Source organism: Nodularia spumigena CCY9414 (assembly GCF_000340565.2).
Taxonomy (GTDB): Bacteria; Cyanobacteriota; Cyanobacteriia; order Cyanobacteriales; family Nostocaceae; genus Nodularia; species Nodularia spumigena.
This window is the reverse complement of record NZ_CP007203.1, coordinates 5,301,769-5,326,896: the sequence shown is the minus strand read 5'-3', so window position 1 is coordinate 5,326,896 and position 25,128 is coordinate 5,301,769. Positions and strand designations below refer to the sequence as shown.

Sequence of the window (25,128 nt, the reverse complement as noted above, 5' to 3'; positions counted from 1 at the left end):
CGCATCTACGCATCTTTTGACTTTTGCTATAACCCCTCCCCGCTTGCGAGGAGGGGAATTTGATGCTCATCACTTCAGTTAAATAATATAAGAACAAATAAATTGATAGTCCTATATAAAAAATCTTCATGCAACAAATGCTTAATATTCATTAACCTTAATGAAGAACTAGAAAAAAGTTAATTAGAAGAACACGAAATCAATGCCTTGTTTAGATTCAGGTAAGTATAAAGACAATAAATAAATTGTCATAATTGCTCCTGATTGCCAATTAACCTATTATCATGAATGGCTTGTGACTAATAACCATTCCAAAGAAATTACCCATGAATTTTGATTCCCAGTCCTACACAACTCTTGGTGGTGTGCTTGTCTCTCGCTCCGTTACAGAAGTGAAGATGGACACTGCGCTCGAAGAGATTCTCTTCTACATCAATTCTCAGCGTGGAGGCTTGCTGGCTAGCAGCTATGAATATCCAGGAAGATATAAAAGATGGGCAATCGGATTTGTTAATCCACCACTAGAATTGACAACAAGAGAAAACGCTTTTACCCTGACAGCATTGAATGAACGAGGACAAATACTTTTACCATTTCTTTTAGAACGCCTTTGTCAATCAAAAGAACTTCAAAACATCAAACAAACAAATAAATATATCTCTGGATTTATTCAATCCTCCAACCAATTGTTTGTTGAAGAAGAGCGTAGTAAACAACCTTCAGCATTTACAGTTGTCCGGGAAATTCTCCATACTTTCTCTAGTCAAGAAGATGAGCATTTAGGATTGTATGGAGCATTTGGTTATGACTTGGTTTTCCAATTTGAGCCAGTTCCCCAAACCCTAGAACGTCCCACAAATCAGCGAGATTTATTACTTTATCTTCCTGATGAATTGATAGTTGTTGATTATTATCTCCAACAGGCATTTCGACTGCAATATGAGTTTGACACAGCCCACGGGATCACTAATAATCTACCTCGTAACGGTGAATCTATTGATTATCGAGGTAAACGCCTGACCCCAACTCAAATTTCTGATCATCATCAGGGCGAATATGCGAAACAAGTTGAATTAGCGCTCGATTATTTCCGCCGGGGCGACTTATTTGAAGTGGTTCCCGGTCAAAACTTTTTTGAATCCTGTGAAGCGCCTCCCAGTAAACTTTTCAACACTTTAAAACAAATTAATCCTAGTCCTTATGGATTCATTTTTAATTTAGGTGGAGAATACATAATTGGTGCATCTCCAGAGATGTTTGTGCGGGTTGAAGGTAGACGCATAGAAACTTGTCCGATTAGTGGTACTATTACCCGTGGACAAGATGCCCTTGATGATGCTGATCAAATTCGTCAGTTACTCAACTCTCACAAAGATGAAGCTGAGTTGACAATGTGTACAGATGTAGATCGTAATGATAAATCTCGAATTTGTGAACCTGGATCTGTACAAGTTATTGGTCGTCGTCAAATTGAATTATATAGCCATTTGATTCACACTGTAGATCATGTTGAAGGCATACTCAGACCTGAATTTGATGCTTTGGATGCCTTTTTAACTCACACCTGGGCGGTTACAGTTACAGGCGCACCCAAAAGAGCCGCAATTCAATTTATTGAACAGCATGAACGTAGCGCTCGACGTTGGTATGGTGGCGCAGTTGGTTACTTGAATTTCAATGGAAATTTAAATACTGGGTTAATTCTGCGGACAATTCGATTACAAGATTCGATTGCAGAAGTGCGTGTTGGTGCTACTGTTCTTTATGATTCAATTCCACAAGCAGAAGAACAAGAAACAATTACTAAAGCTGCGGCTTTATTTGAAACGATTCGACGGGCTAGACAAACTGATGAAAAAGCCGAGGAATGCAGTTACATAAATTTGAGTAAATGTATTCCTAATGTTGAAGCTGGGAAACGCATTCTATTAATTGACCATGAAGATTCATTTGTTCACACATTAGCTAATTATATTCGCCAAACTGGTGCTAGTGTGACTACATTACGTCACGGCTTTGCAGAATCGCTATTGGATACAGAACGCCCTGATTTAGTTGTTTTGTCTCCTGGGCCTGGTAGACCAAATGATTTTCGAGTTTCCGAGACTGTCGCCGCCTGTATTGAGCGCCAAATCCCGATTTTCGGAGTTTGTTTGGGACTTCAAGGTATTGTGGAAGCTTTTGGCGGTAAATTAGGAGTTCTCAACTATCCCCAACATGGTAAATCTTCGCGAATTTTTGTGACTGATACAAGTTCTGTGAAATTCAAAGATTTACCGAAATCTTTTGCTGTGGGTAGATATCATTCTTTGTTTGCTTTACAGGAACATTTACCAGAAGAACTGAAGGTAACGGCGATTTCTGATGACAATATTATTATGGGTATTGAGCATCGAACTCTTCCTATTGCTGCGGTTCAGTTTCATCCAGAATCAATCATGACTCTTTCGGGCGAGGTGGGTTTGGCAATTATTAAAAACGTCATGCTTGCTTTCACTGAAAAGACCATAGTCATTAGTCATTAGTCATTAGTCATTGGTCATTGGTCATTAGTCATTAGTCATTGGTCATTGGTCATTGGTTGTTAGTTATCTCCCGATTTAGGAAGTTATGAATATTTCAGTTGTCACTAGTAGTAACATTCTTGAAGAAATTGTTTTGCATAAAAGGCTAGATGTTGCACAAATGCAGCAACAATTACCTTTAACTGCTTTGCAAGAAGGGTTAAATACTGCGCCGACTGTGCGAGATTTCTTGCGTGCTTTACAAGAAAGTCCCTGTCAACCGTGTTTAATTGCTGAGGTTAAAAAGGCTTCACCTAGTCGGGGGATAATTCGGGCTGATTTTGACCCGGTGGCGATCGCACAAGCCTATGAGCGAGGCGGTGCAGCCTGTCTATCCATCCTTACTGATAAAAAGTTCTTTCAAGGCAGTTTTGACAATCTCCGGGCTGTGCGGGCTGCTGTAGCCTTACCTTTGCTGTGCAAGGAGTTCATCATTGACCCCTACCAAATTTACTTAGCACGGACAGCAGGTGCAGATGCTGTGTTATTAATTGCGGCTATCCTCTCAGATACTGAACTCCAAAACTTTTTGTCACTGATTCACGATTTGGGGATGAATACATTAGTCGAAGTTCATTCTTTGACGGAATTGGATCGGGTGCTAAAGCTAGAAAACTTGCGTTTGCTAGGAATTAACAATCGTAATTTGGAGGATTTTACGGTCGATTTACAAACAACTCACCAACTTTTAAGAAAACGCCAGCAACAATTACAAAGCTTGAATATAACTGTCGTCAGTGAATCGGGATTGTATGCACCTGCTGATTTATCTTTTGTGGCTGAAGTTGGGGCGCGTGCAGTTTTAGTGGGGGAATCTTTAGTTAAACAAACCAATGTAGAAGAAGCTGTGCGTCGTATCTTGAGTTTTGCATGATCTAACCACTAATAGACAATAACTAATTACCCATTTTGAGGTGAATGATTACAAATGGTTACTATTTCTCATTGTTTTCAATCTTTACGCGATCGCCAACAATGTGCTTTGATTCCCTTTATCACAGCCGGCGATCCTGATTTAACAACCACTGCTGAGGCTTTACGTATTTTAGATCGTAATGGTGCTGATTTCATTGAGTTGGGTGTTCCCTACTCTGACCCTTTAGCAGATGGCCCTGTGATTCAAGCCGCCGCAACTCGTGCTTTGCAAACAGGAATTAAATTAGAGCAAGTGCTGGAAATGTTGCGCGATGTCAGTCCTAAGCTGAAAGCACCGTTAATTTTATTTACTTATTACAATCCGATTTTGCACCGGGGTATTCAGGCGTTTTTAGCGGAAATTGTAGCTGCTGGGGTGCGAGGTTTGGTAGTACCAGATTTACCTTTGGAAGAAGCGGGGAAATTAATCCAAGCTGCGGCGGCTTTTGGGGTTGAGGTAATTCTGCTAGTAGCTCCTACAAGTTCTCAGGATAGGATAAAGGCGATCGCACGTCAATCTCAGGGTTTCATCTACCTTGTTAGTGTAACTGGAGTTACGGGAATGCGCTCTCAAATGCAAAGCCGCGTACAGCATTTACTCACAGATATGCGAAACATCACCGATAAACCCATAGGCGTAGGCTTTGGTATTTCCACACCAGAACAAGCACAACAAATCAGAGAATGGGGAGCAGATGCCGTAATTGTCGGTAGTGCCTTTGTCAAAAAGTTAGCAGAAGGTAGCCCCACCCAAGGACTGCAAGCCGTAGAAAAACTTTGTCGTGAACTCAAAGCCGCAATTAGCCCCATATCTCTGCAAACAGTTGCTTCTGCTTAAAAATTATGGCGTTGCTAATTCAGAATATGAATTTGTTGGGCTACGCCCCGCTACGCTAACACGCAAAGGCGCATTCGGCGTTCGCGCAGCGTCCCGAAGGGAAGCCGTTCCCGAAGGGTAGGCGCAAAGGTAGAAAGAAAAAGAAAGGTAGATTTTATCTTCTCTTCTCTCTGTGTCCTCTGCGCCTCTGCGGTTCAATAATCAATTAAAAGACTTGTCACCAATGGTAAACATACAAAAAATCAAAACTGCAACAGTAAGACCTGATGCTTTAGGCAGATTTGGCAAATTCGGCGGTAAATACGTTCCCGAAACCCTAATGCCGGCATTGAGTGAATTAGAAACAGCATTTCACCAATATCGCCATGATATAGGCTTCCAAGCAGAACTGCAAAACTTACTCCGCGATTATGTCGGAAGACCCAGCCCCTTATATTTTGCCGAACGCCTGACCACACACTACGCTAGACCCGATGGCACAGGGGTGCAAATTTACTTAAAGCGAGAGGATTTAAATCATACAGGCGCACACAAAATTAATAACGCCTTAGCTCAGGGGTTGCTAGCCAAACGCATGGGAAAACAGCGCATCATAGCCGAAACAGGCGCAGGTCAACATGGAGTAGCCACAGCTACGGTGTGTGCGCGATTTGGTTTAGAGTGTGTGATTTACATGGGCATCCACGACATGGAACGCCAAGCCCTGAACGTGTTTCGGATGAAGCTCATGGGTGCAGAAGTGCGTCCTGTAGCAGCAGGAACTGGAACCCTCAAAGATGCCACATCAGAAGCTATTCGGGATTGGGTGACAAATGTGGAAACCACCCATTACATTCTCGGTTCGGTTGCGGGTCCTCATCCTTACCCGATGATGGTGCGTGATTTCCACGCGGTCATTGGTAAAGAAACTCGCCGTCAGTGTCAGGAAAAATGGGGAGGATTACCGGATATTCTCCTGGCTTGTGTGGGTGGCGGTTCTAATGCAATGGGATTATTTGATGAATTTGTGGATGAACCGAGTGTACGTCTGATTGGAGTTGAAGCAGCCGGTGAGGGTGTAAATACTGATAAGCACGCAGCAACTTTAACACGAGGAAAAGTGGGAGTTCTGCACGGGGCGATGAGTTATTTACTCCAAGATAATGATGGTCAAGTCGTGGAAGCACATTCTATTAGTGCAGGACTAGATTATCCCGGTGTTGGTCCTGAACATAGTTATTTAAAGGATCTGGGTCGGGCTGAATATTACAGCGTTACAGACCAACAAGCTTTAGATGCTTTTCAAAGACTTTCTCAATTAGAAGGGATTATACCAGCTTTGGAAACGTCTCATGCGATCGCCTATTTAGAAACCCTCTGTCCTCAACTCGATGGTAGTCCCCGCCTGATAATTAATTGCTCTGGTAGAGGTGACAAAGATGTGCAAACCGTCGCCAAATTCCTGAGTTAAAAATCTGCCAAATTTTCTTGTGGGATGGGCATCTTGCCCGTCTGTTAATCGTTCCCTGTTCCCGCAAATCGAAATGACAACCATAACTCAAACTCAACCGGGACAAAGCATCCCCACTCCTGACTCCTACAATTGGCCTGCATTATTGCAACAGTTACTTGATAGACAATCCTTAACTGTTACCCAAGCGGCTTATTTAATGCAAGGTTGGCTGATTGATGCTATTCCTCCTGTACTATCGGGAGCAATTTTAGCAGCCATTCAAGCCAAAGGTATCACCGCAGATGAGCTAGTTGGTATGGCTAGCGTCTTACAATCTCAATCTTCTTCCCCCACTCCCCACTCCCTACTCCCCACTCCCCTCATTGACACCTGTGGAACTGGGGGAGATGGAGCTTCAACTTTTAATATCTCCACTGCTGTGGCTTTTGTAGCCGCCGCCGCCGGGGTAAAAGTTGCTAAACATGGTAATCGTTCCGCATCTAGTAAAACTGGTTCTGCTGATGTCTTGGAAGCTTTGGGTATAAATCTCAACGCGAGTTCCGAGAAAGTACAGGCGGCTGTGGGTGAAGTTGGCATCACCTTTTTGTTTGCCCCTGGTTGGCATCCAGCACTCAAAGCCGTTGCTTCTTTACGCAAAACTTTGAAAGTGCGGAGTATTTTTAACCTGCTGGGACCCTTAGTTAATCCCATGAGACCAACGGGGCAAATTATTGGTGTTAACGACCCACATTTATTAGAAGCGATCGCACAAAGTTTATCACAATTGGGATGTCGGCAAGCGATCGCACTTCACGGGCGAGAAAGATTAGATGAAGCTGGATTAGCAGATTTAACAGACTTAGCCGTACTCCAAGACCAAAAAGTACGTCATCTCATACTCAATCCTCAAGAACTGGGTTTGGGTTTTGCACCCACCGCCGCCTTAAGAGGTGGAAATGTCCAAGAAAATGCCGAAATTTTGCAAGCAGTTCTTCAAGGTAAAGGCACTAAACCCCAACAAGATGTAGTGGCTTTGAATACAGCCTTAGCACTCCAAGTTGGTCAAGCCGTTGATAGAGAAACCGATATTTTAACAGGTTGCTTTAAAAGCCTTGTACTGGCTCAAGAAATTCTGCAAAGCGGCGCAGCATGGACAAAACTAAAACAACTTGCCGAATTTTTGCAATAAAAACTGTTTGGGGAGTGGGGAGTGGGGAGAAGAGGAACGGGGGCAGGGGGCAGGGGGCAGGGGAGAAGAGGAACGGCTGTTAAGTAACCGGAAGTTTTAAAGTAATTTCTCACTCCCCCTTGCTCCGGTGCTCCGGTGCGCCCCTGCTTCTTCTGGGGAGTGGGTAAGATGCAAAAACTCTTTCAAATCCTTATTCCTTTTATTCCTTGTCACAAGGGGAGACGCTACGCGAATGCAGTTCGTTATTCCATCTTCCGCGCTTTTGTCAATTTAACTATAGGAAATCAAAATGATTGTAGTACTCAAAAATGGTACACCTGGTAGCGAAATCACACAAATTTGTCAAGAGTTAAAACAAGGTTGGGGAGTCACAGTAGAAACAAGCATCGGCAAGCAGAAAACTATTTTAGGAATTATTGGTGATACATCGATCATCGATACATTGCAAGTCCAGGAATTAAACCCTTGGATTGAACAAGTATTACGAGTGCAGCGACCTTTTAAGCGGGTTAGCCGGGAATTTCGGCATGGAGAAGCCAGCGAGGTGATTGTCTCCACCCCTAACGGTTGTGTTGCTTTCGGAGAGCATCATCCCATCGTGGTGGTAGCGGGGCCATGTTCGGTGGAGAATGAAGCCATGATTGTAGAAACGGCAAGGCGTGTGAAGACAGCAGGAGCCAAATTCTTGCGTGGAGGAGCCTACAAACCCCGGACTTCACCTTATGCCTTTCAGGGGTATGGTGAAAGTGCATTAGATTTGTTAGCCGCAGCCCGTGACGCTACAGGCTTGGGCATTATTACAGAGTTAATGGATGCAGCCGATTTACCCGCCGTGTCTAATGTAGCTGATATCATCCAGATCGGAGCGCGAAATATGCACAATTTCTCGTTGCTGAAAAAAGTCGGCGCTCAAGATAAACCAGTGTTACTCAAGCGGGGGATGTCTGCCACAATTGATGAGTGGTTGATGGCGGCAGAATATATTTTGGCATCGGGAAATTCTAATGTGATTCTTTGTGAGCGAGGAATTAGAACCTTTGATGCTAAATATGCTCGTAATACTTTAGATTTATCGGTACTTCCAGTATTGCGATCGCTCACCCATTTACCAATTATGATTGACCCTAGTCATGGTACTGGTAATTCTGATTATGTTCCAGCAATGGCTTTAGCGGCGATCGCAGCTGGAACAGATGCCTTAATGATTGAAGTTCACCCCAATCCAGCCAGAGCTTTATCTGACGGCCCTCAATCCCTCACCCCTGAGAAATTTGATCGCTTAGTACAAGAAATGTCTGTTCTCGGCAAAGTAGTTAATCGCTGGTCTATGCCTGCATTAGTAACTTCCGTTTAATTGCCTTCACATCCTCTCCCGCCACACCGCCAGGTTAGCGGGAGTCTTTTCAATACTTTTCGGTTAAAAAGTGTAGAGATGTTCCATGCAACTTCTCTAAAAGGGTTTTCGGCTCACGAATTTGCTTAACCGAGTAGTATTAGGAGTCTTCTTGCTTCATTAGATAAAACTAGCGGTGCAACGAGAAAGTTTAGACTTGACTTTCTCTTTTTTTATCAGGACTTACGCACAAGTCAAGTCATGAGAGTTGGAAAAGTTTTTTGGGTAAGTCCTTTTGATCTCAAACCTCCAAGAAACTCCCCCGGAAAACGCTTCGGTTCAGTGGCGAAACTTCTCATACAAATAACCCCAACTTCAGCTAAAAAGTTGGGGTAGTTCACAAAAATTTAAACAATAATCACTAACGGCCGCCACCCATGCCGCCGCCACCCATGCCGCCGAAACTCATGCCGCCCATGCCGCCATCGGAAGAGTCATCGCCACCGAAGTTAGGCATACCGCTACCAGAGGAGTCACCGCTACCGCCACCAAAGCCGCCCATGCCGCCGAAGCCGCCACCCATGCCGCCGCCGCCGAAGCCGCCACCACCAGAGGAATTATCGCCACCCATACCACCGGAGCTAGGCATACCGCCAGTTAAGGAGTCACCGCCACTTAAGTCTTCGCTACCTGTAGAGGAAGGATCAAGGTTAATACTAGCCCAGGGGTTGACACCACCAGTCAACGGGCTAGCTTCAGCCGTCGGGTCGCCAAAGCCAGAAAAGGGATCAGTACCTGGAACGCTACCGTTAAACACACTAGGATCAATACTGGAATCGGAGTCCCCAAAAGCCTCAGCAAAAGACTTGATTAAGTATTCTGGGGTTACACCGTCAATTTCTAGCAAAGGTGCAAAGGGTGATTGCTGAAGCAGATCAATCATCTCATCATTTTCAGTAACGGTGTTTTCGCCACTATCAGTCATTGTTTGATCTTCCATCACAACAATTGTTGAATCTTCCATGAAAACGAAGCCTCCTAATTTGCGGATAAAAATTTCATTAGCGCTGGAACATGACAAAATTAATCCAGCTTCATGAATCTAGTTTTTTGCTGTCTTCTTGCACAAGCTATTTATTAGCTATTAGCATATTGAGAATAATGGGTTTTACCATTACGTAATTTATCCAATATCTGGCGAACCAGAAAATCTTTAATTACCGCTTGTCTCACAATCTAGATTAGTTATTTTTTAGGTTGAAAACAATGAATAATGTTTTGATGTCTTTGTAAAAATTTAGATGCTTTTTATTAACTTCAATAATTATATTCTCAAAAATAACTAGAAAACCCTGTAATCACAGTATTTATTGTCTTTTTTTTCGGTTTATTTATGCATTTTTGAAGATTTTTTTGGATTTAATACTTATTGCTGTTCCCTTTTACCTGATAAATATTTGCTATTTCAAAGCAATTATTATGCATAATTTCTATAGCCATAGTCTAACTATTAGACTAAGAACCTTTAACTATAAAAATAATTTCAATTTTTCTGGACAACTTGAATACAGAACTCAAGAGGCTCGGATTATTTCTGTATTGCGACCTTCATTGTCTTGGTTATACACAAATGCAATCTTTCAGTCAATGCCTCTTTTCTGTCTGTACTAATTACTTTATGTTTTCGGAATACTTTGGCGTTTAATTATTTAGATATACACTAAAATATAGTATTTGTTTCATGTTTAACAGGGAAAATAGTAAATTCATAGGTGTTTAAACCACACAAACTTGTTACCCACAAATCTCACATATAAAAGAAGTAATACACCTGATTTTTATTATGGCTGTATTTATGGTTCTGTCTATCTTCTGTAGTTATTAAACTATTATTTTAAACACAAAAAAGACATGGGGCGATTAAAATAGAGTGCTAGGTACACAAGAAACTAAAAATATGATTCACTTGTCATTAGGACTTACGCAAGAACTCTCTGAAACCTTCTTAACTTCGTGTCCTTCTCCCAAGGGGAGAGGCTAGCGCCAACGTGTCCTTCTCCCAAGGGGAGACGCTTCGCGAACGTGGTTCGTTTTTCCATAATTTTGCGTAAGTCCTGGTCATAATGAACAATGAGCATTAGTTAAAAATGACCAATATGTATAAACTTATGCTCAAAATACAGCCTCAAACACAGAAAATAGTCCTTTCACACATTGTTTGAGCATTTGTGTAAGTAAAATGGCTGGAAGCGTTGGAAATTTGGGAACTGTTCAATTACTATGGTCTATGGTTGGTTTACTCCTGACAATGGGCGGTACTTTCCTAGAAGCCTATGGTATCGCCTTACCTTGGAGTTGGAGTAAGCAAGGAATTCAGACTGTTTCTCTAGGTGTCACCTGTCAAGTGGGTGCGGTGCTATTAGTAGGTTGTTTAGGAGGGAAAAATGCTGGCGCACTATCGCAAATCGCCTATTTAGTCATGGGTTTAACCTTGCTACCTGTATTTGCTGATGGTGGCGGTATTGGTTATGTCAAACTATCTCAGTTTGGCTATCTGCTAGGCTTTATTCCTGGAGCTTGGATTTGTGGATCTTTGGCTTTTAAAGCTAGACCTAAGTTGGAAACCCTAGCTTTTAGTTGTATAACTGGCTTGTTAACTGTCCACCTCTGCGGTGTGACTTATTTGATCATCAGTTATTTTTTTCAGTGGAAAGGCACAGAAAATCTGGCTCTCATGCAAGCAATCCTCAGATACTCTTGGTTTGCACTACCCGGTCAACTAGCTGTAGTGTGCGCTGTTACCGTAATAGCATATATATTACGTCATTTAATGTTTTATTAGTTATGGCGGTACTAGCCCCCCCGTGAAGTCAGGAGAGACGTATTGCTTAAACCCGCCCCTACCTACTCCCTACTCCCTACTCCCTACTCCCTAGTTTCATGCGTTTAAAAAATCATCTGTTTTGGATTGCTGCTTTCGTCGCTTTTTTCTTAGATCAATTGACAAAATATTGGGTAGTGCAGACCTTTAGCTTGGGACAGACGCTACCAATCATACCCGATGTATTTCATTTTACCTATGTCACTAATACTGGTGCGGCTTTTAGTCTATTCAGTGGGAAAGTAGAGTGGTTACGCTGGCTATCGTTGGGTGTGAGTTTGGTATTAATAGCATTAGGGTGGTTTGGTCAGGAGTTAAATCATTGGGATCAATTAGGTTATGGTTTGATTTTAGGTGGAGCGATGGGCAATGGTATTGATCGGTTCGTTTTAGGCTATGTCGTTGATTTTCTCGATTTTCGCTTGATTAATTTTGCTGTATTTAATATGGCAGATTCATTTATTAGTATTGGTATTGTTTGTTTGTTAATTGCTTCTTTCCAAAAAACACCAAGTTCCAGTGACAGGTCAAGCTAATCTTAAAACTTAATAATCCCACGACTTTTTTTGAGAATGACCATAGCATAATTTTCACAGTCGTGGGATTATCAAAATGAGAATTATACCCTAGTTTTTAAGCACTCGTAGTTCGAGTTTTTGCCAACCTGTATTTTGCTAACTTATTGGGGGTTGGGTTCGCTCTGAAACTCAAACTCATTCTGCATCAAAGGTTCTGGTGCTGGAGTTGAGCTACTATTGGGGTCAGATACTTCCGGCATCAAAGTTTCTGCCGGTGTTGTGTTCTCAGGAGTGGTGTTACTATCTAACAGTGGTACTGAAATACCACCAGAGGTAGGAGGTATGAGTGCTGTACCTCCAGGACAACGGGAATTAAGAGGCGATCGCTCACACAGAATTTTCATCCCTTCTGGTGAAAGCTTGATTTCCGTTGGCGCATTCATAGATAAGCTATCGGATTCGGCGACGGAGGATTTATTTGATTCGGCCAAAGCAACATTGGTAGTAAGAGCCAAAGTCAACGCTGTACCAATCAGAGTCAGAGATTTTCCCAACATTTCTGAAATTTTCCTCAAAGGAGACAGAACACTCAGCCAATTAAATCAAACAACTGATTGCAGAAAATCTGTCTAAATGAAGATGTATAAATGAGGGTTAAAAGATATGTAAATTTTATGGTGTAAACTTTACATTTTCTGTAAATTAAGAGTTAGTTTGAAGAAACACCAAAGCCCAAGTATTAACCCTTATTATTTAATAAATAATAATAGTTAAAATCAGGATAACCAACAATGAAGCTAAACTTTTGAATCAGTGAAAAAGTAACAAAGCCAAGAGGGTAAAATTTCTGAATAGAGATTGTCTTGGTGTAAGATTGAAGAGGTAAGAATTCCGTACAGCCAATTTCTCCTTGGGCTTATGAGTAAAATAGTGGAATATCTGTATCCAGATTGTCATTCGCCCGATTCTTTGCCAATCATTGTGATGTAAATAGCCGATGAGTTCCCCCCAACCTCCTCACAAGCCACAAACTTTACTTGGTCAACTGACTCAAGCAGTACAGACAATTCAAGCAAGGGTTGACTTTTCCAAGTTGGCGCTCAAGCCTAATGCCAAAGTACCAGAGATATGGGTGCAGGATGCGGGGGCGGACAAGGCGGAGGTCTATCCGTTGTTAGGCGATCGCTACATCCTCGGTCGTAGTTCCAAATCCTGTGATATAGTCATTCGCAACCCAGTTGTCAGTCAAATTCACCTGTCACTGTCGCGGGATTCGAGTCAACGCACCCCGGTTTTTGTGATCAAAGATGAAAATTCCACTAACGGTATTTATCGTGGTAAACGCCGGGTTAATAGCTTAGAACTGCGACACGGTGATATTTTCACTTTAGGGCCACCAGAACTTGCAGCTTCAGTGCGCTTGCAATATGTCGATCCAGCACCGTTGCATATTAAAGCAGCAACTTGGGCGGCTTACGGGATTGGTGGTGTCAGCGCCTTGGTGGGGTTAGTCATAGGCGTGGAATGGCTGAAATTTTCCGTCAGACCTCTACCCACGGCTACCAGCGCTCCCATCGTAATTTATGCAGGTGATGGCTCCACCCCCCTGCGTGAGCCTCGAAGTACCTCCCACGTCGATATGCAGAGCTTGGAGGACTTTGGCCGTTATTTACCCGCAGCCGTGGTGTCCTCAGAAGATAGTCGTTACAATTGGCACTTTGGCATTGACCCGTTGGGGATTTTGCGAGCCTTGCTGATTAATACTCGCAGTGGAGATGTGCAGCAGGGAGCCAGCACCGTTACCCAGCAAGTAGCCCGGAGTTTATTCCGGGACTATGTTGGCGCTCAAGACTCCTTGGGACGCAAACTGCGGGAGGCTGTTGTCTCCTTCAAGCTAGAAACTTTTTACAGCAAAGATAAAATCTTGCTGACTTACTTAAATCGAGTATTTTTGGGCGTGGATACATCCGGCTTTGAGGATGCGGCTCGTTATTACTTTGAGAAGCCAGCCAAAGAATTAACGCTCTCGGAAGCTGCAACATTAGTGGGAATTTTACCGGCTCCCAACGCCTTCAATTTTTGTGAAAATAGCTCCAATAGGCTACAACCAGTTGACTATCGGAATCGCGTCATTAGGCGAATGTTAGACCTGGGGAAAATCTCCGAAGAAGAAGCCAATCGAGCCAGGCGTTCTCCAGTCCAAATTAGTCCCAAAGTTTGCGATCGCCAAGCTAGTACCATTGCTCCTTACTTTTACAGTTATGTCTTCCAGGAACTCGAATCAATTTTGGGAGAGGGAGCTGCCAGAGAAGGTAATTATATAATTGAAACCCAGCTTGATCCTAGAATACAAACCCAAGCAGAAACAGCCTTGCGTAATTCCGTTAACAACGCTGGATCAACCTTTCGTTTTTCTCAAGGTGCGATCGTTACCCTGAACACTACAACTGGTAGTATTCTGTCAATGGTAGGCGGGACTGATTTTAGACAAAGCCAATTTAATCGTGCTGTCCAAGCCCAAAGACAACCAGGTTCTACCTTCAAAGTTTTCGCCTTCGCTGCGGCTCTTGAGAAGGGAATACCAGCCTCCAAAAGTTATTCTTGCGCTGCTTTACCTTGGCAAGGTTTTACTTACAGACCCTGTAGAAGTGGTGCGGGGAATTTCTTAAATATGACCGTTGGGTTTGCCCAGTCGGAAAATCCCATTGCTCTAAGAATTGCTAGAGAAGTAGGGCTAAATCAAGTCGTATCCACAGCCAAGCGTTTAGGAGTCAAGTCATCGCTCGAAGCTGTTCCCGGCTTAGTACTGGGTCAAAGTGTAGTCAATGTTTTAGAAATGACCGGCGCTTTTGGCGCTATTACTAATCGTGGTGTATGGAATCCACCCCATGCTATTAGCCGGATTCTAGATAGTAGTGATTGTGAAAATCGTGAGGACTTAACAACCTGCCGTGTTGTCTATTCCTTTGACCAAAGTCGAGATGCCAACCAGCGAGTTTTACCCACAGGCGTAGCGGACGAAATCACCCGGATGATGCGCCAGGCAGTCACTAGCGGTACTGGTCGCGCTGCCGCGATTGGACAAGGGGAAGGTGGTAAAACCGGCACAACTGATAAAAACGTTGATCTCTGGTTCATTGGCTCAATCCCCAGTCGGCGGCTTGTAACTGGCATTTGGTTAGGTAATGACAATAATTCCCCCACTTCCGGGAGCAGTGGGCAAGCAGCTAAACTGTGGGGCGATTATATGAGGCAAATTGCCCGATAGGGGAAGAGGAACGGGGGCAGGGGGCGGGGTGCAGGGGAGAAGAGGAATGGTTGCTAAATAACCGGAAGTTTAAAGTAATTTCTTACTCCCCCTTGCTCCCTGCTCCCTGCACCCCTGCCTCTTCTCCCGTTCCTCTTCCTCCCTGCCTCTTCCCATTCCCCAGTTACTGATATCCCCACCAAGGGCTAACTTGCAAAACACCGTTGCTGGTAAAAACTACTCTAAATTGGGCTATTGGTTCATTGGCGATGGGAGAACGATTCACAGGATTGTAAAGCAGTTTCGGCAGAGGAGTTAATTCTATTTCTGCATTTGCTCCTTCATTCACGGCTTTATAACCGACGAGAGTACCATCAGCAGTTGCACCCACACGATAGACTAAATCTTGTGTTAATTCTGAGCGATTAGTCCAAGCCGGATTAATTTTCTGATACACTTGGCTATTCAGAACACGTAGTTGGGATGAATCAGTAATTTCTGTAACTGTATTTAAGACTGCTTCTAAATCTGTAATTTTGGGTGCTGTCTCGGCTGGGGGAGTCGTTACATCGACGGAAGTGGGTGGGGAAGTCGCTACATCTGGGGGTGTTGTGGTTTGTGGTGTAGGTTGTGTAGTAGAATTGCGGCTCGGTGTTATGGAGCTAGTCTGTTCCTCTACCTTTGTTTCTGGTGGGCGAATCTCTGGCGCTGGAATTAAGCTAAAGGCGATCGCCGCAACTGCTACAGTGGAAACTCCTATACCTGCGGGTACGGCCTGCTTTAGTAGGACTTGATTACCACCCCCGTAACGTCTAGCAACTGGCTGTAATTCTAGTGACAACTCTGGTAAAGTTTGGCTGTCAGCAAAAAATTGATCTACAGCTTCAACTAGATCAAATAACTGCACCGTGTTCAAATCCATTTGAATCGGCGGTTTATTATAGTTAGGTTGAGACTCAAAACCATCTCCAGCTATTTCCGAATGCACAATTAACCGATGTCGGTTAGTGCCAATTTTTTGTAACTCCACTAATTCGGAGCCTTGATTGTGTGCTTGTGGGTTGGATACATTACTCAAAAATTCTTGAGCATAGCCACTCACAGCTCTCACCAAACTTTCAAAAAATTCCCGCCCTCCCGCTAGAGGCTGATTATAGCCAGATACATGGCATTCGGCATTCACCAATATGGATAATTCTGGACGCATTTCTTGGTAGTGTGCGGCTTTGGCGGCATCACTTAAACCCTCTAAGAGCAGCGTACAATTAGGTAAACTGTACTTACGTTGGATATTCATTCTACTTCCCCGTCAAAAAGACTAATCCAGAAGCGCTGCATTCCAGCTGTGCCAGTACAAAATAGTAATTGTCCCAACAAATTGATTGCTAGCTCATCTAATTTTTCATCAGAACTTAATGCGATGACACTAGAACGTCGAGGATTCATCCTACTTTTGAAATGTACTCGAAATCGCTCTAAATAATTAGATAAGCGCAAATTTTGTGCCAAAGGGATCTGCTTTTCAGTCATTTGCTGATATGTCATCAACATCTGGCGAATGACGACGGTTAAACGCCGGGCTATGTAGCTAGCGATTACCACTAAGGCTTTTGCTTCCATAATTGTTAAGGGACGGCGGATATGCGCTCTTCGCATGGGGTTAGAACTCCGCATCCGCCATAAATTTACCCGGTTTTTAATAATTCCTTTCAATTCCAACTCGTCAGCAAAAGCCAGAATAGCTTCAGAACCTCCAAGTTCTAAAGCTTCTATCGCCAGTAAAATGAGATCAACTTGCAGCCGGGTTCTAGCGGGACAACCCTGTGCGGCGTTAGCGAAGCTTGCCGTAGGTATAGCAGGGTCTGGTAAACTATCCAGAATCATCGGCAATGATGGGGGGGTTGGACTATTCAATGGCGTTAAGCTGGCTGAGACATTCATTCTATAAAATACCTTGTGTAGTTCTAAAAGACTCAATAAAACTAGTACAACTAATTTAAGATAAGTAGCTAAACAAGAAGATGAGACTTGTGGCAGTAGCAATACTACCTGATATATACATTAAATACTTGTTCTACTCAAATGGTTACGTATACTTAAATTTCAGTTATCAAAGCATCTGTTTACCTTCTGTGTGTTGTCAATACAAGCTTATCTTGAGATTGGTGTAGATTCTAGGTATCGTCAATGGATTGTTAAATTAGAGCCGAAATACCCAGCGTATGACATTATAGTGTAGGATTTTTCAGGTATCGAGGACTGGGGGATCGGGGACTGGGTATTGGGATTTCAAAGTTTATTCCCCCTGCGCCCCTGCTTGTTCCTCCTACTCCCTACTTCCTACTCCCTACTTCCTACTCCCTACTTCCTACTCCCTCGTCCCTAGTCCCTACTCCCTACTCCCTACTCCCTCATATTTATGGATTTAAAGTCTCTAATTCGCGACATCCCAGATTTTCCCAAACCCGGAATTTTATTTCGGGATATAACTACTTTACTGCGAGATCCAGAGGGATTACGCTACACTATTGACTTTTTCACGGAAAAATGTATTGAGTCTGGATTACAGGCAGATTATATTGTGGGTATGGAATCCCGTGGGTTCATTTTTGGCCCTCCTTTAGCTTACAAATTAGGAGCGGGTTTTATTCCTGTTCGCAAACGGGGAAAGTTACCAGCAGCAGTTCACTCAATTGAATATGAATTAGAGTATGGTACAGACTGTCTGGAAATGCATCAAGACGCTTTGCATTCAAATAGCCGTGTTTTAATTGTCGATGATTTGATTGCTACAGGTGGTACAGCTAGTGCAACGGCAAAGTTAGTGCAGAAGTTTGGCTGCGAGCTTGTAGGGTTTGGGTTTATCATCGAGCTACAGGATTTACAAGGACGTAAAAATTTACCAGATGTGCCGATTATTTCCCTAATTGAATACTAATAATGCGTGCTTTCTCTTATATCCTCAGCAAATGACCAATGATTAATGACCAATGATTAATGACCAATGATTAATGACCAATGACCAATGACCAATGACCAATGACCAATGACCAATGACCAATGACCAATGACCAATGACCAATGACTAAACTGCTATGACTTCTACGAAAATTTCCTTGGAGACAGGTCGGGATTGGCTCATGGGGCTAGTCACGAACGAAACATTTTTTTATGTGGTGAAACGGATATTGCAAGCACTGTTCACCTTGCTATTGGCAACGGCGTTGTCGTTTTTTATCATGAAACTATCTCCAGGGGATTATGTAGATACCCTGCGGCAAAATCCGACAATTTCGCCAGAACGAATTGAGGAATTAAGAGAACAGTTTGGTCTGAATAAATCTTGGCCAGAACAGTTTGGGTTATGGTTATGGCGAATTTTGAGATACGGAGATTTTGGCACGAGTTTTGTTTACCAACGTTCGGTAGCTTCTCTGTTGTGGGAACGGATACCAGCCACTTTGCTTTTAGCGATCGCCTCTTTATTTTGCACCTGGGCGATCGCCATTCCCTTTGGAATTCTGGCAGCTGTCAAACAAAATCAAGCCACTGACCGCATTTTACAAGTAATTAGTTACACCGGACAAGGATTTCCCAGTTTCATCACAGCCTTGTTTTTACTCATATTTGCTCAAGTCACCTCACCTTTATTCCCCGTGGGTGGGATGACTAGCATCAATCATGCGGAATTCTCTTGGTTCGGTAAAATCATTGATGTCGGCTGGCATATGATTTTACCAACGATTGCCTTAAGTATCACTAGCTTTGCTGGTTTGCAAAGAATCACTCGCGGTGAATTGTTGGATGTTCTGCGTCAAGATTATATCCAAACGGCTCGTGCTAAGGGACTACCAGAAAATCGGGTGATTTACGTTCACGCCCTCCGCAATGCCATAAATCCCCTCATTACTATATTAGGATTTGAATTAGCGGGTTTATTCGGTGGTGCATTCATTGCTGAACAATTCTTTAACTGGCCTGGTTTAGGTAGATTGACTTTACAGGCGGTAATGGCAAAAGACCAGTATTTAGTCATGGCTAGCCTGGTCATGAGTGCTGTATTGCTGAATATCGGCAATTTAATCGCAGATTTGCTGTTGAAGGTAGCTGATCCCCGGATTCGTTTGGATTCTTAATTGAGTATGTTTTCTGAAATTTATTATATAGTGCGATCGCAAGCTGACGGTCGTTATCTTCTAGCCCATCCCAATCCTGAAAATTCCGGTTATTTATTACTGTTTCGGGAAAACTTTGATGCTTTAAGTTATCTCAACACCCATGCAGGTGAATTAGCCAACCGCTTCGCTGTAGAATCTATTCCAGGTACACAGTTAGGAAACTTGCTCAAACGTTGGGGTTTTAGCGGTGTAGGAGTTGTCACAGATCCTTTATTACCCAAAGTTGAATTTATGCAGCATACTTGACACTGTTTTTATACTTCTAAAGGGCGCTCTAAGATTAATTTATAATATCCGAAAGCTTCTCCTTTAGGGCTAACAGTGAAGGGCATTAAAAGACCAGCAATGGAATTTCTTACTAAATATTTAGGCAACATATAAGCCAGTATTTTAGCTTTCCAAGATAAAGAAAAAAGTTTCAGGGACAATTTTTGTAATTTTAATAAAGTAGGCTGAATTGACGAGGAAACATCTTCAATAACTTGTACTCGAAAGCCAATGGATTGTGCAATGGTATTCCAATGATCAATTTGTGAAAATCCATGACGAACTGCCATTGATACTTCCACAAGTTGAGTAGCGGTTTGAAGTAACTGAGGAAGTTGTTCAAGCTTGATTTTACGATAGCCATCAAATACAATTAATTTGCCACCAGGGCGCAGCACCCGAAAAATTTCTGCTAGTGGTGTTTCATCTGGAGATGCATGACATAAACACTCAAAGGCAAAAACAATATCAAAGGATTGATCTAAAAAGTTTAATTGATTAAAGTTACCTTCTTGAAAAGATAAGTTAGAAAATTGCTCTGCTTGGCGACGTGCTATTTTAATATGGGCTGAAGTTATATCAATTCCAGTGAATTTTACTTCTGGATATTTCTCTGCTAAAAAACAGCTATTAAATCCTTTGCCGCATCCTAATTCTAAAACATTTTTCGCATCAAGTTCACGAATTTGTTCGGCAACTACTCGCGGTTGAGCATAATAACCATCTGGATGAAATACGCCATCAGGGTTCAATGCCATATGGATAGCATCTTGTCCAGAGTGATAGATTTGATAACCCCACTCACTTTGGGTGTAGTAAGAAACGGTAACATCTGAATTAAATTCCTTTAAGACAGACTCGCAACCAAAAAGCCAATCAATTTTGGCGATCGCATCTGCTAAACTTAGTTGACTAGCCAGTTTAGCATAGTCAGGTTTTGAAACCCCAGTAAGTAGTTTAATAATGATATCTTTAAACAATTTATTCAATACCATAAGTACTTGAAGAAATGGTATTAAATTACTATAGCAGTTCTATTTAACTTACAGCACTTTGCAAGTAAATGAAGTACACACATTAATATTATCAATCTTGTGGGGGAGGGCAAAGATGCCCGCCCTTGAATTCAGATTTTTTTTAGGCGTTGCTGATTTCAAATATGAATTAGGTGGGCTACGCCCCGCTTCGCTAACACGCAAAGGCGCATTCGGCGTTCGCGCAGCGTCCCGAAGGGAAGCCGTTCCCGAAGGGTAGGCGCAAAGGTAGGAAGAAAATCAAGGTGATTTGGGAATTTCATACTTTAGTTCAGCAACGCCTTTTTTTCATTACTAAACTACGACTTTTTCCAAAATCAGCTTAGAACGCTTGACTTGCTCAGGAATAGCTACAGGATAATCCCCAGTAAAACAAGCTGAACAGAAACTATTAGTATCTTCCTGCGTTGCTTCTAGCATTCCTTCCCAACTGAGATAAGCAAGACTATCTACTTCCAACTGCGCGGCAATTTCTGCCACTGATTTGGTAGCAGCAATCAAATGATCTTGACTATCGGTATCGATACCGTAAAAACAGGGATGTGTAACTGGGGGAGAAGAAATTCTCATGTGTACTTCTGTTGCACCAGCTTCACGCAAGGCTTTAACCAGCTTCCGGCTAGTTGTACCCCGAACAATAGAATCATCTACAATAATCACGCGTTTACCCACCAGCACATCTTTGAGGGGGTTGAGTTTCATCCGAATCCCAGTTTCGCGCATGGATTGTGTAGGCTGAATAAAAGTGCGCCCCACATAACGATTTTTAATTAATCCTTCTGCGTAAGGTACACCAGAAGCTTGAGAAAAGCCAATAGCCGCAGGGATTCCCGAATCAGGAACACCAAAGACAATATCAGCATCTACAGCCGATTCTGCGGCTATGCGTCGCCCTAATCTCATGCGGTAGGTGTACAAACTTTCGTTGTGCATGATGCTATCAGGACGAGCAAAGTAAATCATCTCAAAGATACACAACTTACGCTCCGGTTTTTGACTCCAATGATAGGAAGCCAAACCTGCTTCAGTAATCCAAACTAACTCGCCTGGTTCCACATCTCGTAAGTATTCGGCTCCAATGATATCTAAACCACAAGTTTCTGAAGCCAAGACGTAACGAATTGGATTACCGGGTAAAGTTCCAATTACTAAGGGACGGATACCATTAGGATCGCGGACACCCATCACGCCTGCGGGAGTACCCAGCACTAAACTAAAAGCACCTTCGCAACGATGAAACGCTTGAATTGATCCTTCTAGCCAATCTGCACCGGCGTTGACAGCTTCGGCGATCGCAAAAGCAATCATTTCTGAGTCTGTGGTGGTGACTAAACTTACATTGGTCTTGACTAACTCTTCGCGTAATTGTAGCGTATTGACTAAATTGCCGTTATGTGCTAAAGCCAATGAACCGAGTCGAGTTTCCACCACAGCAGGCTGGGCATTATCTTTGCGGCTAGAACCAGTAGTGGAATAACGAGTGTGACCAATAGCGAGATTTCCCTGCAAATGCTCCAAAACCGCTTCATTAAAGACTTGAGACACCAAACCCATGTCTTTATGCAGGTGTACTGTTGCACCCTCAAAGGTCGCAATTCCAGCCGATTCTTGACCCCGATGTTGGAGAGCATACAATCCAAAGTAGGTCATTTTCGCCACATCTGCTTCTGGTGCGTAGATGCCAAAAACACCACAAGCTTCTTCTGGCTTGTCTGGTCGATGTTCATGACTATTAATTGGGTTGGTCTCCTGATTGGGGTATTCATCCGAAGTGACGGAATGGATGGGAATCATTAGCTATTGCTCCTGGTTGGGGTGTCAAGTCAAAATAATCGGTAATTGATAATTCGTAAGTCGTAATTTATACTCATCAATAAATTGAGTGAGTTATGCTGCATCCTGATCTGGAATTAATTACGAATGACAAACCACAAATTAGTAATTATTTGGTCACTGGGATTATGTCGCAGGATAGTTGCCAAATTCTTAACGAATCTTTAACCATCTATTAAAACATTACCGTAATTCTGCTCACAGAGGTTAATTATCCTCGTATGGGGGATGAAAAAATTAATTGGGGGTATTAGTTGGGTGAGAAAGACGGTTGGAAATTGCCTGGAAATAGCGATCGCTCATTTGTTCCATACTAACTTTTATTAAGGTTTGGTTATCAGAAGTTAAAATTTCCAAACCCGCTTCAGAACTGCCCAAATTCCTCACCATACCCAGTTTTTGCCAACTTTCTCCCAGATGCTCCTGTAAGTAGGATTCCCAATTTTTCTGTTCTGATGATGTAACCGAAACTAAAATTCTCGCCCCACCCTCACCAAACAGCACCTCATCCAGACGTTTTAACTGATTTTCAGAAATTTCTAGCTGAATTTCCGCGCCTAAATTCCCAGCCAGGCAAGATTCCGCCAAAGCCACAACCACTCCCCCCTCAGCAGAATCATGGGCGGAACCTATCCAACCCGCGCGAATACCGTCACGGCACACTTGCTGTACACGACGTTCCAAATCAAAATCTACCCGTGGAGGCTTACCAGCCACAGTATTGTGGATAGTGGCTAAATACTCAGATGCACCCAAACTAATGGGGGATGTCAGAGGTAAACCCAAAAGATAAATTAAATCACCTGCGGCTTGCCAACCTTGACCACAAATTTTGCTTAAATCGGGAATCAATCCCACCATCCCCACAACCGGAGTCGGATAAATTGGTTGGGGATTACCTTCAGAATCAAAAGTTTCATTGTACAGAGAGACATTCCCACCTGTAACTGGTGTAGCCAATTCCAAACAACCTTCAGACAAACCCCGACAAGCCTCAGCCAATTGCCAATAACCAATGGGTTTTTCTGGACTGCCAAAATTGAGATTATCCGTCACCGCCAGAGGTTCAGCACCCACACAGCTAAGATTGCGAGCCGCTTCTGCCACCACTGCCTTTGCACCCTCGTAAGGGTCAAGATAAACATACCGAGGATTACAGTCTACAGTCGCCGCCACCCCTGATGTAAAACTTTCCGGTGCTAATTTTTCATTTTGCGTTGTTTCCAAGGGACGTAAGCGCACTACCGCCGCATCAGCACCACCTGGTAAAATTACAGTGTTATTCTGAACTTGATGGTCATACTGACGATAGACCCAACTTTTAGAAGCGATTGTCGGCGTATCGAGCAAAGTTAACAGAACATCATCCCAAGATTGCAGTTTTCCTTGAATTTCAATCCCAGACGTTGTGCAAACAGGTAAATAATCAGGCGACCATTTCCAAGCTTCACGGGCATATTCTGGTGGTTCCGCCAATAATTCCCGTTCATAAAGTGGGGTATTTTCCGCCAAAGCCTCAGCCGGAATTTCTGCGGCTATTTTACCCTGGAATAAAATCCGCACAATGGGTTCAGCAATCACCGTACCGGCAACCACGGCATGAAGTCCCCAACGTTCAAAAATATCAATTAGCTCTTGTTCCCGCCCCTTATGGGCGACAAAAAGCATTCTTTCTTGAGATTCCGAAAGTAGGTATTCATAGGGAACCATTCCCAGTTCCCGCACGGGAATCTTATCTAAATCAAATTCAATCCCCACACCACCTTTAGCAGCCATTTCTGATGTCGAACAGGTGATACCAGCAGCACCCATATCTTGGGCGGCGACCACTGCACCAGTTTTAAATGCTTCTAAACAAGCTTCAATTAAAGACTTTTCTATAAATGGGTCGCCTACTTGCACGGCGGGACGGTTATCTAGTGACTGTTCGCTTAATTCCGCACTAGCAAAACTTGCCCCTCCCATACCATCGCGTCCGGTGGTAGAACCGACATACAGCACCGGATTACCGAATCCAGAAGCCCCCGATTTAACAATTTCCGGCGTTTCCATCAATCCCAGCGCCATCACGTTGACTAAGGGATTTCCGGAGTAAGCTTTATCAAAGTAAACTTCACCACCGACTGTGGGAACCCCAACGCAATTGCCATAATGGGAGATTCCCGCGACAACACCTGTAAACAATCTTTGGGTTTTCGGGTCGTCTAAATCACCGAAACGTAAAGAATTTAATAAAGCAATGGGACGCGCCCCCATTGTAAAAATATCTCTAAGAATTCCGCCCACACCAGTAGCTGCGCCTTGGAAAGGTTCAACAGCTGAGGGGTGGTTATGAGATTCAATTTTAAATGCTAATTGTCTTCCGTCGCCTATGTCCACAACTCCAGCGTTTTCGCCAGGGCCAACTAAGATGCGGGGGCCTGTGGTGGGAAACTGTTTGAGTAATGGGCGGGAATTTTTGTAGCAGCAATGTTCAGACCACATCACTCCAAACATTCCCAGTTCAGCTTTGTTGGGATGTCGCCCTAAGCGTTTGACTATTTCTGCATATTCTTCTGGTTTTAATCCTTCGGTGGCGATTTCTTGCGGGGAAAAGGGAGTAGAGGAGGTGGCGGTCATGGGGATAATGCACCAAGAGTACAGAGGACTATTGTATCGATTTAGTTACACTATATTTACAGTTCTCGCTATACAATTCATATTTTTTTGGATATGTTGTGTTGAACTACTGGTATCTTCAGGTGCTGGTTAAGATATTTTTGTCGTTGTGAATTAGTAAGTCTTATTATCGAACCGCCAAGTCGCCCGCGCGCAGCGATGCCCGCAAGGGCTGTAGTTCGCCAAGTTAAGAAGGAAAGATGTTTACAGATTTTTTAGGACTGTTATTTAAAATTTCCCC

At 43.2% G+C, this 25,128-nt stretch carries 19 protein-coding genes and 1 pseudogene; 13 read left to right on the top strand and 7 right to left on the bottom strand.

Annotated features, from left to right (window positions below; genetic code table 11):
• Positions 1 to 326: 326 nt before the first annotated feature.
• The 6 genes from NSP_RS23060 to aroF all read left to right on the top strand — a co-directional run bounded on the left by NSP_RS23060 (position 327) and on the right by aroF (position 8,292).
• Complete coding sequence (locus NSP_RS23060; protein WP_006194642.1) at positions 327 to 2,525, top strand: anthranilate synthase; 2,199 nt, start codon at positions 327 to 329, stop codon at positions 2,523 to 2,525.
• An 85-nt stretch (positions 2,526 to 2,610) separates the two neighbouring features.
• Positions 2,611 to 3,438, top strand: a complete 828-nt coding sequence (gene trpC, locus NSP_RS23055) for an indole-3-glycerol phosphate synthase TrpC (protein WP_006194640.1) — start codon at positions 2,611 to 2,613, stop codon at positions 3,436 to 3,438.
• A gap of 54 nt (positions 3,439 to 3,492) precedes the next feature.
• Positions 3,493 to 4,317 (top strand): tryptophan synthase subunit alpha, encoded by an 825-nt coding sequence (trpA, locus tag NSP_RS23050; RefSeq protein ID WP_006194639.1) that lies wholly within the window; start codon positions 3,493 to 3,495, stop codon positions 4,315 to 4,317.
• A gap of 223 nt (positions 4,318 to 4,540) precedes the next feature.
• Positions 4,541 to 5,767 carry a tryptophan synthase subunit beta gene (gene trpB / locus NSP_RS23045; protein ID WP_017804458.1) on the top strand — a complete coding sequence of 409 codons (1,227 nt, stop codon included), beginning with the start codon at positions 4,541 to 4,543 and terminating at the stop codon, positions 5,765 to 5,767.
• Between the two features lie 73 nt (positions 5,768 to 5,840).
• The gene (gene trpD / locus NSP_RS23040; protein ID WP_006194637.1) at positions 5,841 to 6,938 is read left to right on the top strand and encodes an anthranilate phosphoribosyltransferase; all 1,098 of its coding nucleotides are present in this window, start codon (positions 5,841 to 5,843) and stop codon (positions 6,936 to 6,938) included.
• Between the two features lie 289 nt (positions 6,939 to 7,227).
• On the top strand, positions 7,228 to 8,292 hold the full coding sequence (aroF, locus tag NSP_RS23035) for a 3-deoxy-7-phosphoheptulonate synthase (protein ID WP_006194634.1): 1,065 nt from the start codon (positions 7,228 to 7,230) through the stop codon (positions 8,290 to 8,292).
• 400 nt (positions 8,293 to 8,692) lie between these two features.
• Here aroF and NSP_RS23030 read toward each other — a convergent pair whose 3' ends face one another.
• The gene (locus tag NSP_RS23030) at positions 8,693 to 9,295 is read right to left on the bottom strand and encodes a hypothetical protein (protein WP_006194633.1); all 603 of its coding nucleotides are present in this window, start codon (positions 9,293 to 9,295) and stop codon (positions 8,693 to 8,695) included.
• Between the two features lie 1,215 nt (positions 9,296 to 10,510).
• On the opposite strand from NSP_RS23030, the gene NSP_RS23025 reads away from it, so the two are divergent.
• Positions 10,511 to 11,113, top strand: coding sequence for a biotin transporter BioY (locus tag NSP_RS23025; protein WP_006194632.1), 603 nt, complete (start codon positions 10,511 to 10,513; stop codon positions 11,111 to 11,113).
• A 98-nt stretch (positions 11,114 to 11,211) separates the two neighbouring features.
• Positions 11,212 to 11,688: a signal peptidase II gene (lspA, locus tag NSP_RS23020; RefSeq protein WP_006194631.1), complete on the top strand. Its 477-nt coding sequence runs from the start codon at positions 11,212 to 11,214 to the stop codon at positions 11,686 to 11,688.
• Positions 11,689 to 11,831: 143 nt separating this feature from the next.
• On the opposite strand, the gene NSP_RS23015 is transcribed toward lspA, so the two are convergent.
• Positions 11,832 to 12,227: a hypothetical protein gene (locus NSP_RS23015; RefSeq protein WP_006194630.1), complete on the bottom strand. Its 396-nt coding sequence runs from the start codon at positions 12,225 to 12,227 to the stop codon at positions 11,832 to 11,834.
• Between the two features lie 440 nt (positions 12,228 to 12,667).
• Here NSP_RS23015 and NSP_RS23010 point away from each other — a divergent pair, with 440 nt between their 5' ends.
• Positions 12,668 to 14,938, top strand: coding sequence for a transglycosylase domain-containing protein (locus NSP_RS23010; RefSeq protein ID WP_006194629.1), 2,271 nt, complete (start codon positions 12,668 to 12,670; stop codon positions 14,936 to 14,938).
• A gap of 169 nt (positions 14,939 to 15,107) precedes the next feature.
• Here NSP_RS23010 and NSP_RS23005 read toward each other — a convergent pair.
• Positions 15,108 to 16,214: pseudogene (locus NSP_RS23005) on the bottom strand (DUF4335 domain-containing protein); the annotation flags it as partial.
• Positions 16,211 to 16,858 carry a DUF3038 domain-containing protein gene (locus NSP_RS23000; RefSeq protein WP_006194627.1) on the bottom strand — a complete coding sequence of 216 codons (648 nt, stop codon included), beginning with the start codon at positions 16,856 to 16,858 and terminating at the stop codon, positions 16,211 to 16,213. The gene NSP_RS23000 and the pseudogene NSP_RS23005, both read right to left, overlap by 4 nt.
• Positions 16,859 to 17,336: 478 nt before the next feature.
• On the opposite strand from NSP_RS23000, the gene NSP_RS22995 reads away from it, so the two are divergent.
• From NSP_RS22995 to NSP_RS22985, 3 genes are all read left to right on the top strand, one after another.
• Complete coding sequence (locus tag NSP_RS22995; protein WP_006194626.1) at positions 17,337 to 17,855, top strand: adenine phosphoribosyltransferase; 519 nt, start codon at positions 17,337 to 17,339, stop codon at positions 17,853 to 17,855.
• 157 nt (positions 17,856 to 18,012) lie between these two features.
• On the top strand, positions 18,013 to 19,053 hold the full coding sequence (locus NSP_RS22990; RefSeq protein ID WP_006194625.1) for an ABC transporter permease: 1,041 nt from the start codon (positions 18,013 to 18,015) through the stop codon (positions 19,051 to 19,053).
• Positions 19,054 to 19,059: 6 nt separating this feature from the next.
• On the top strand, positions 19,060 to 19,341 hold the full coding sequence (locus NSP_RS22985; protein ID WP_006194624.1) for a hypothetical protein: 282 nt from the start codon (positions 19,060 to 19,062) through the stop codon (positions 19,339 to 19,341).
• An 8-nt stretch (positions 19,342 to 19,349) separates the two neighbouring features.
• On the opposite strand, the gene NSP_RS22980 is transcribed toward NSP_RS22985, so the two are convergent.
• Together NSP_RS22980 and purF are read right to left on the bottom strand one after the other, a co-directional pair.
• Entirely contained in the window at positions 19,350 to 20,357 is a 1,008-nt protein-coding gene (locus NSP_RS22980; protein WP_006194623.1) for a class I SAM-dependent methyltransferase, read from the bottom strand.
• A 333-nt stretch (positions 20,358 to 20,690) separates the two neighbouring features.
• The gene (gene purF, locus NSP_RS22975; protein WP_006194622.1) at positions 20,691 to 22,190 is read right to left on the bottom strand and encodes an amidophosphoribosyltransferase; all 1,500 of its coding nucleotides are present in this window, start codon (positions 22,188 to 22,190) and stop codon (positions 20,691 to 20,693) included.
• A 95-nt stretch (positions 22,191 to 22,285) separates the two neighbouring features.
• Here purF and NSP_RS27300 point away from each other — a divergent pair, with 95 nt between their 5' ends.
• Positions 22,286 to 22,408, top strand: coding sequence for a hypothetical protein (locus NSP_RS27300; protein ID WP_269454105.1), 123 nt, complete (start codon positions 22,286 to 22,288; stop codon positions 22,406 to 22,408).
• Between the two features lie 58 nt (positions 22,409 to 22,466).
• Here NSP_RS27300 and purL read toward each other — a convergent pair whose 3' ends face one another.
• Positions 22,467 to 24,848 (bottom strand): phosphoribosylformylglycinamidine synthase subunit PurL, encoded by a 2,382-nt coding sequence (gene purL / locus NSP_RS22970; RefSeq protein WP_006194621.1) that lies wholly within the window; start codon positions 24,846 to 24,848, stop codon positions 22,467 to 22,469.
• Positions 24,849 to 25,128: the final 280 nt, after the last annotated feature.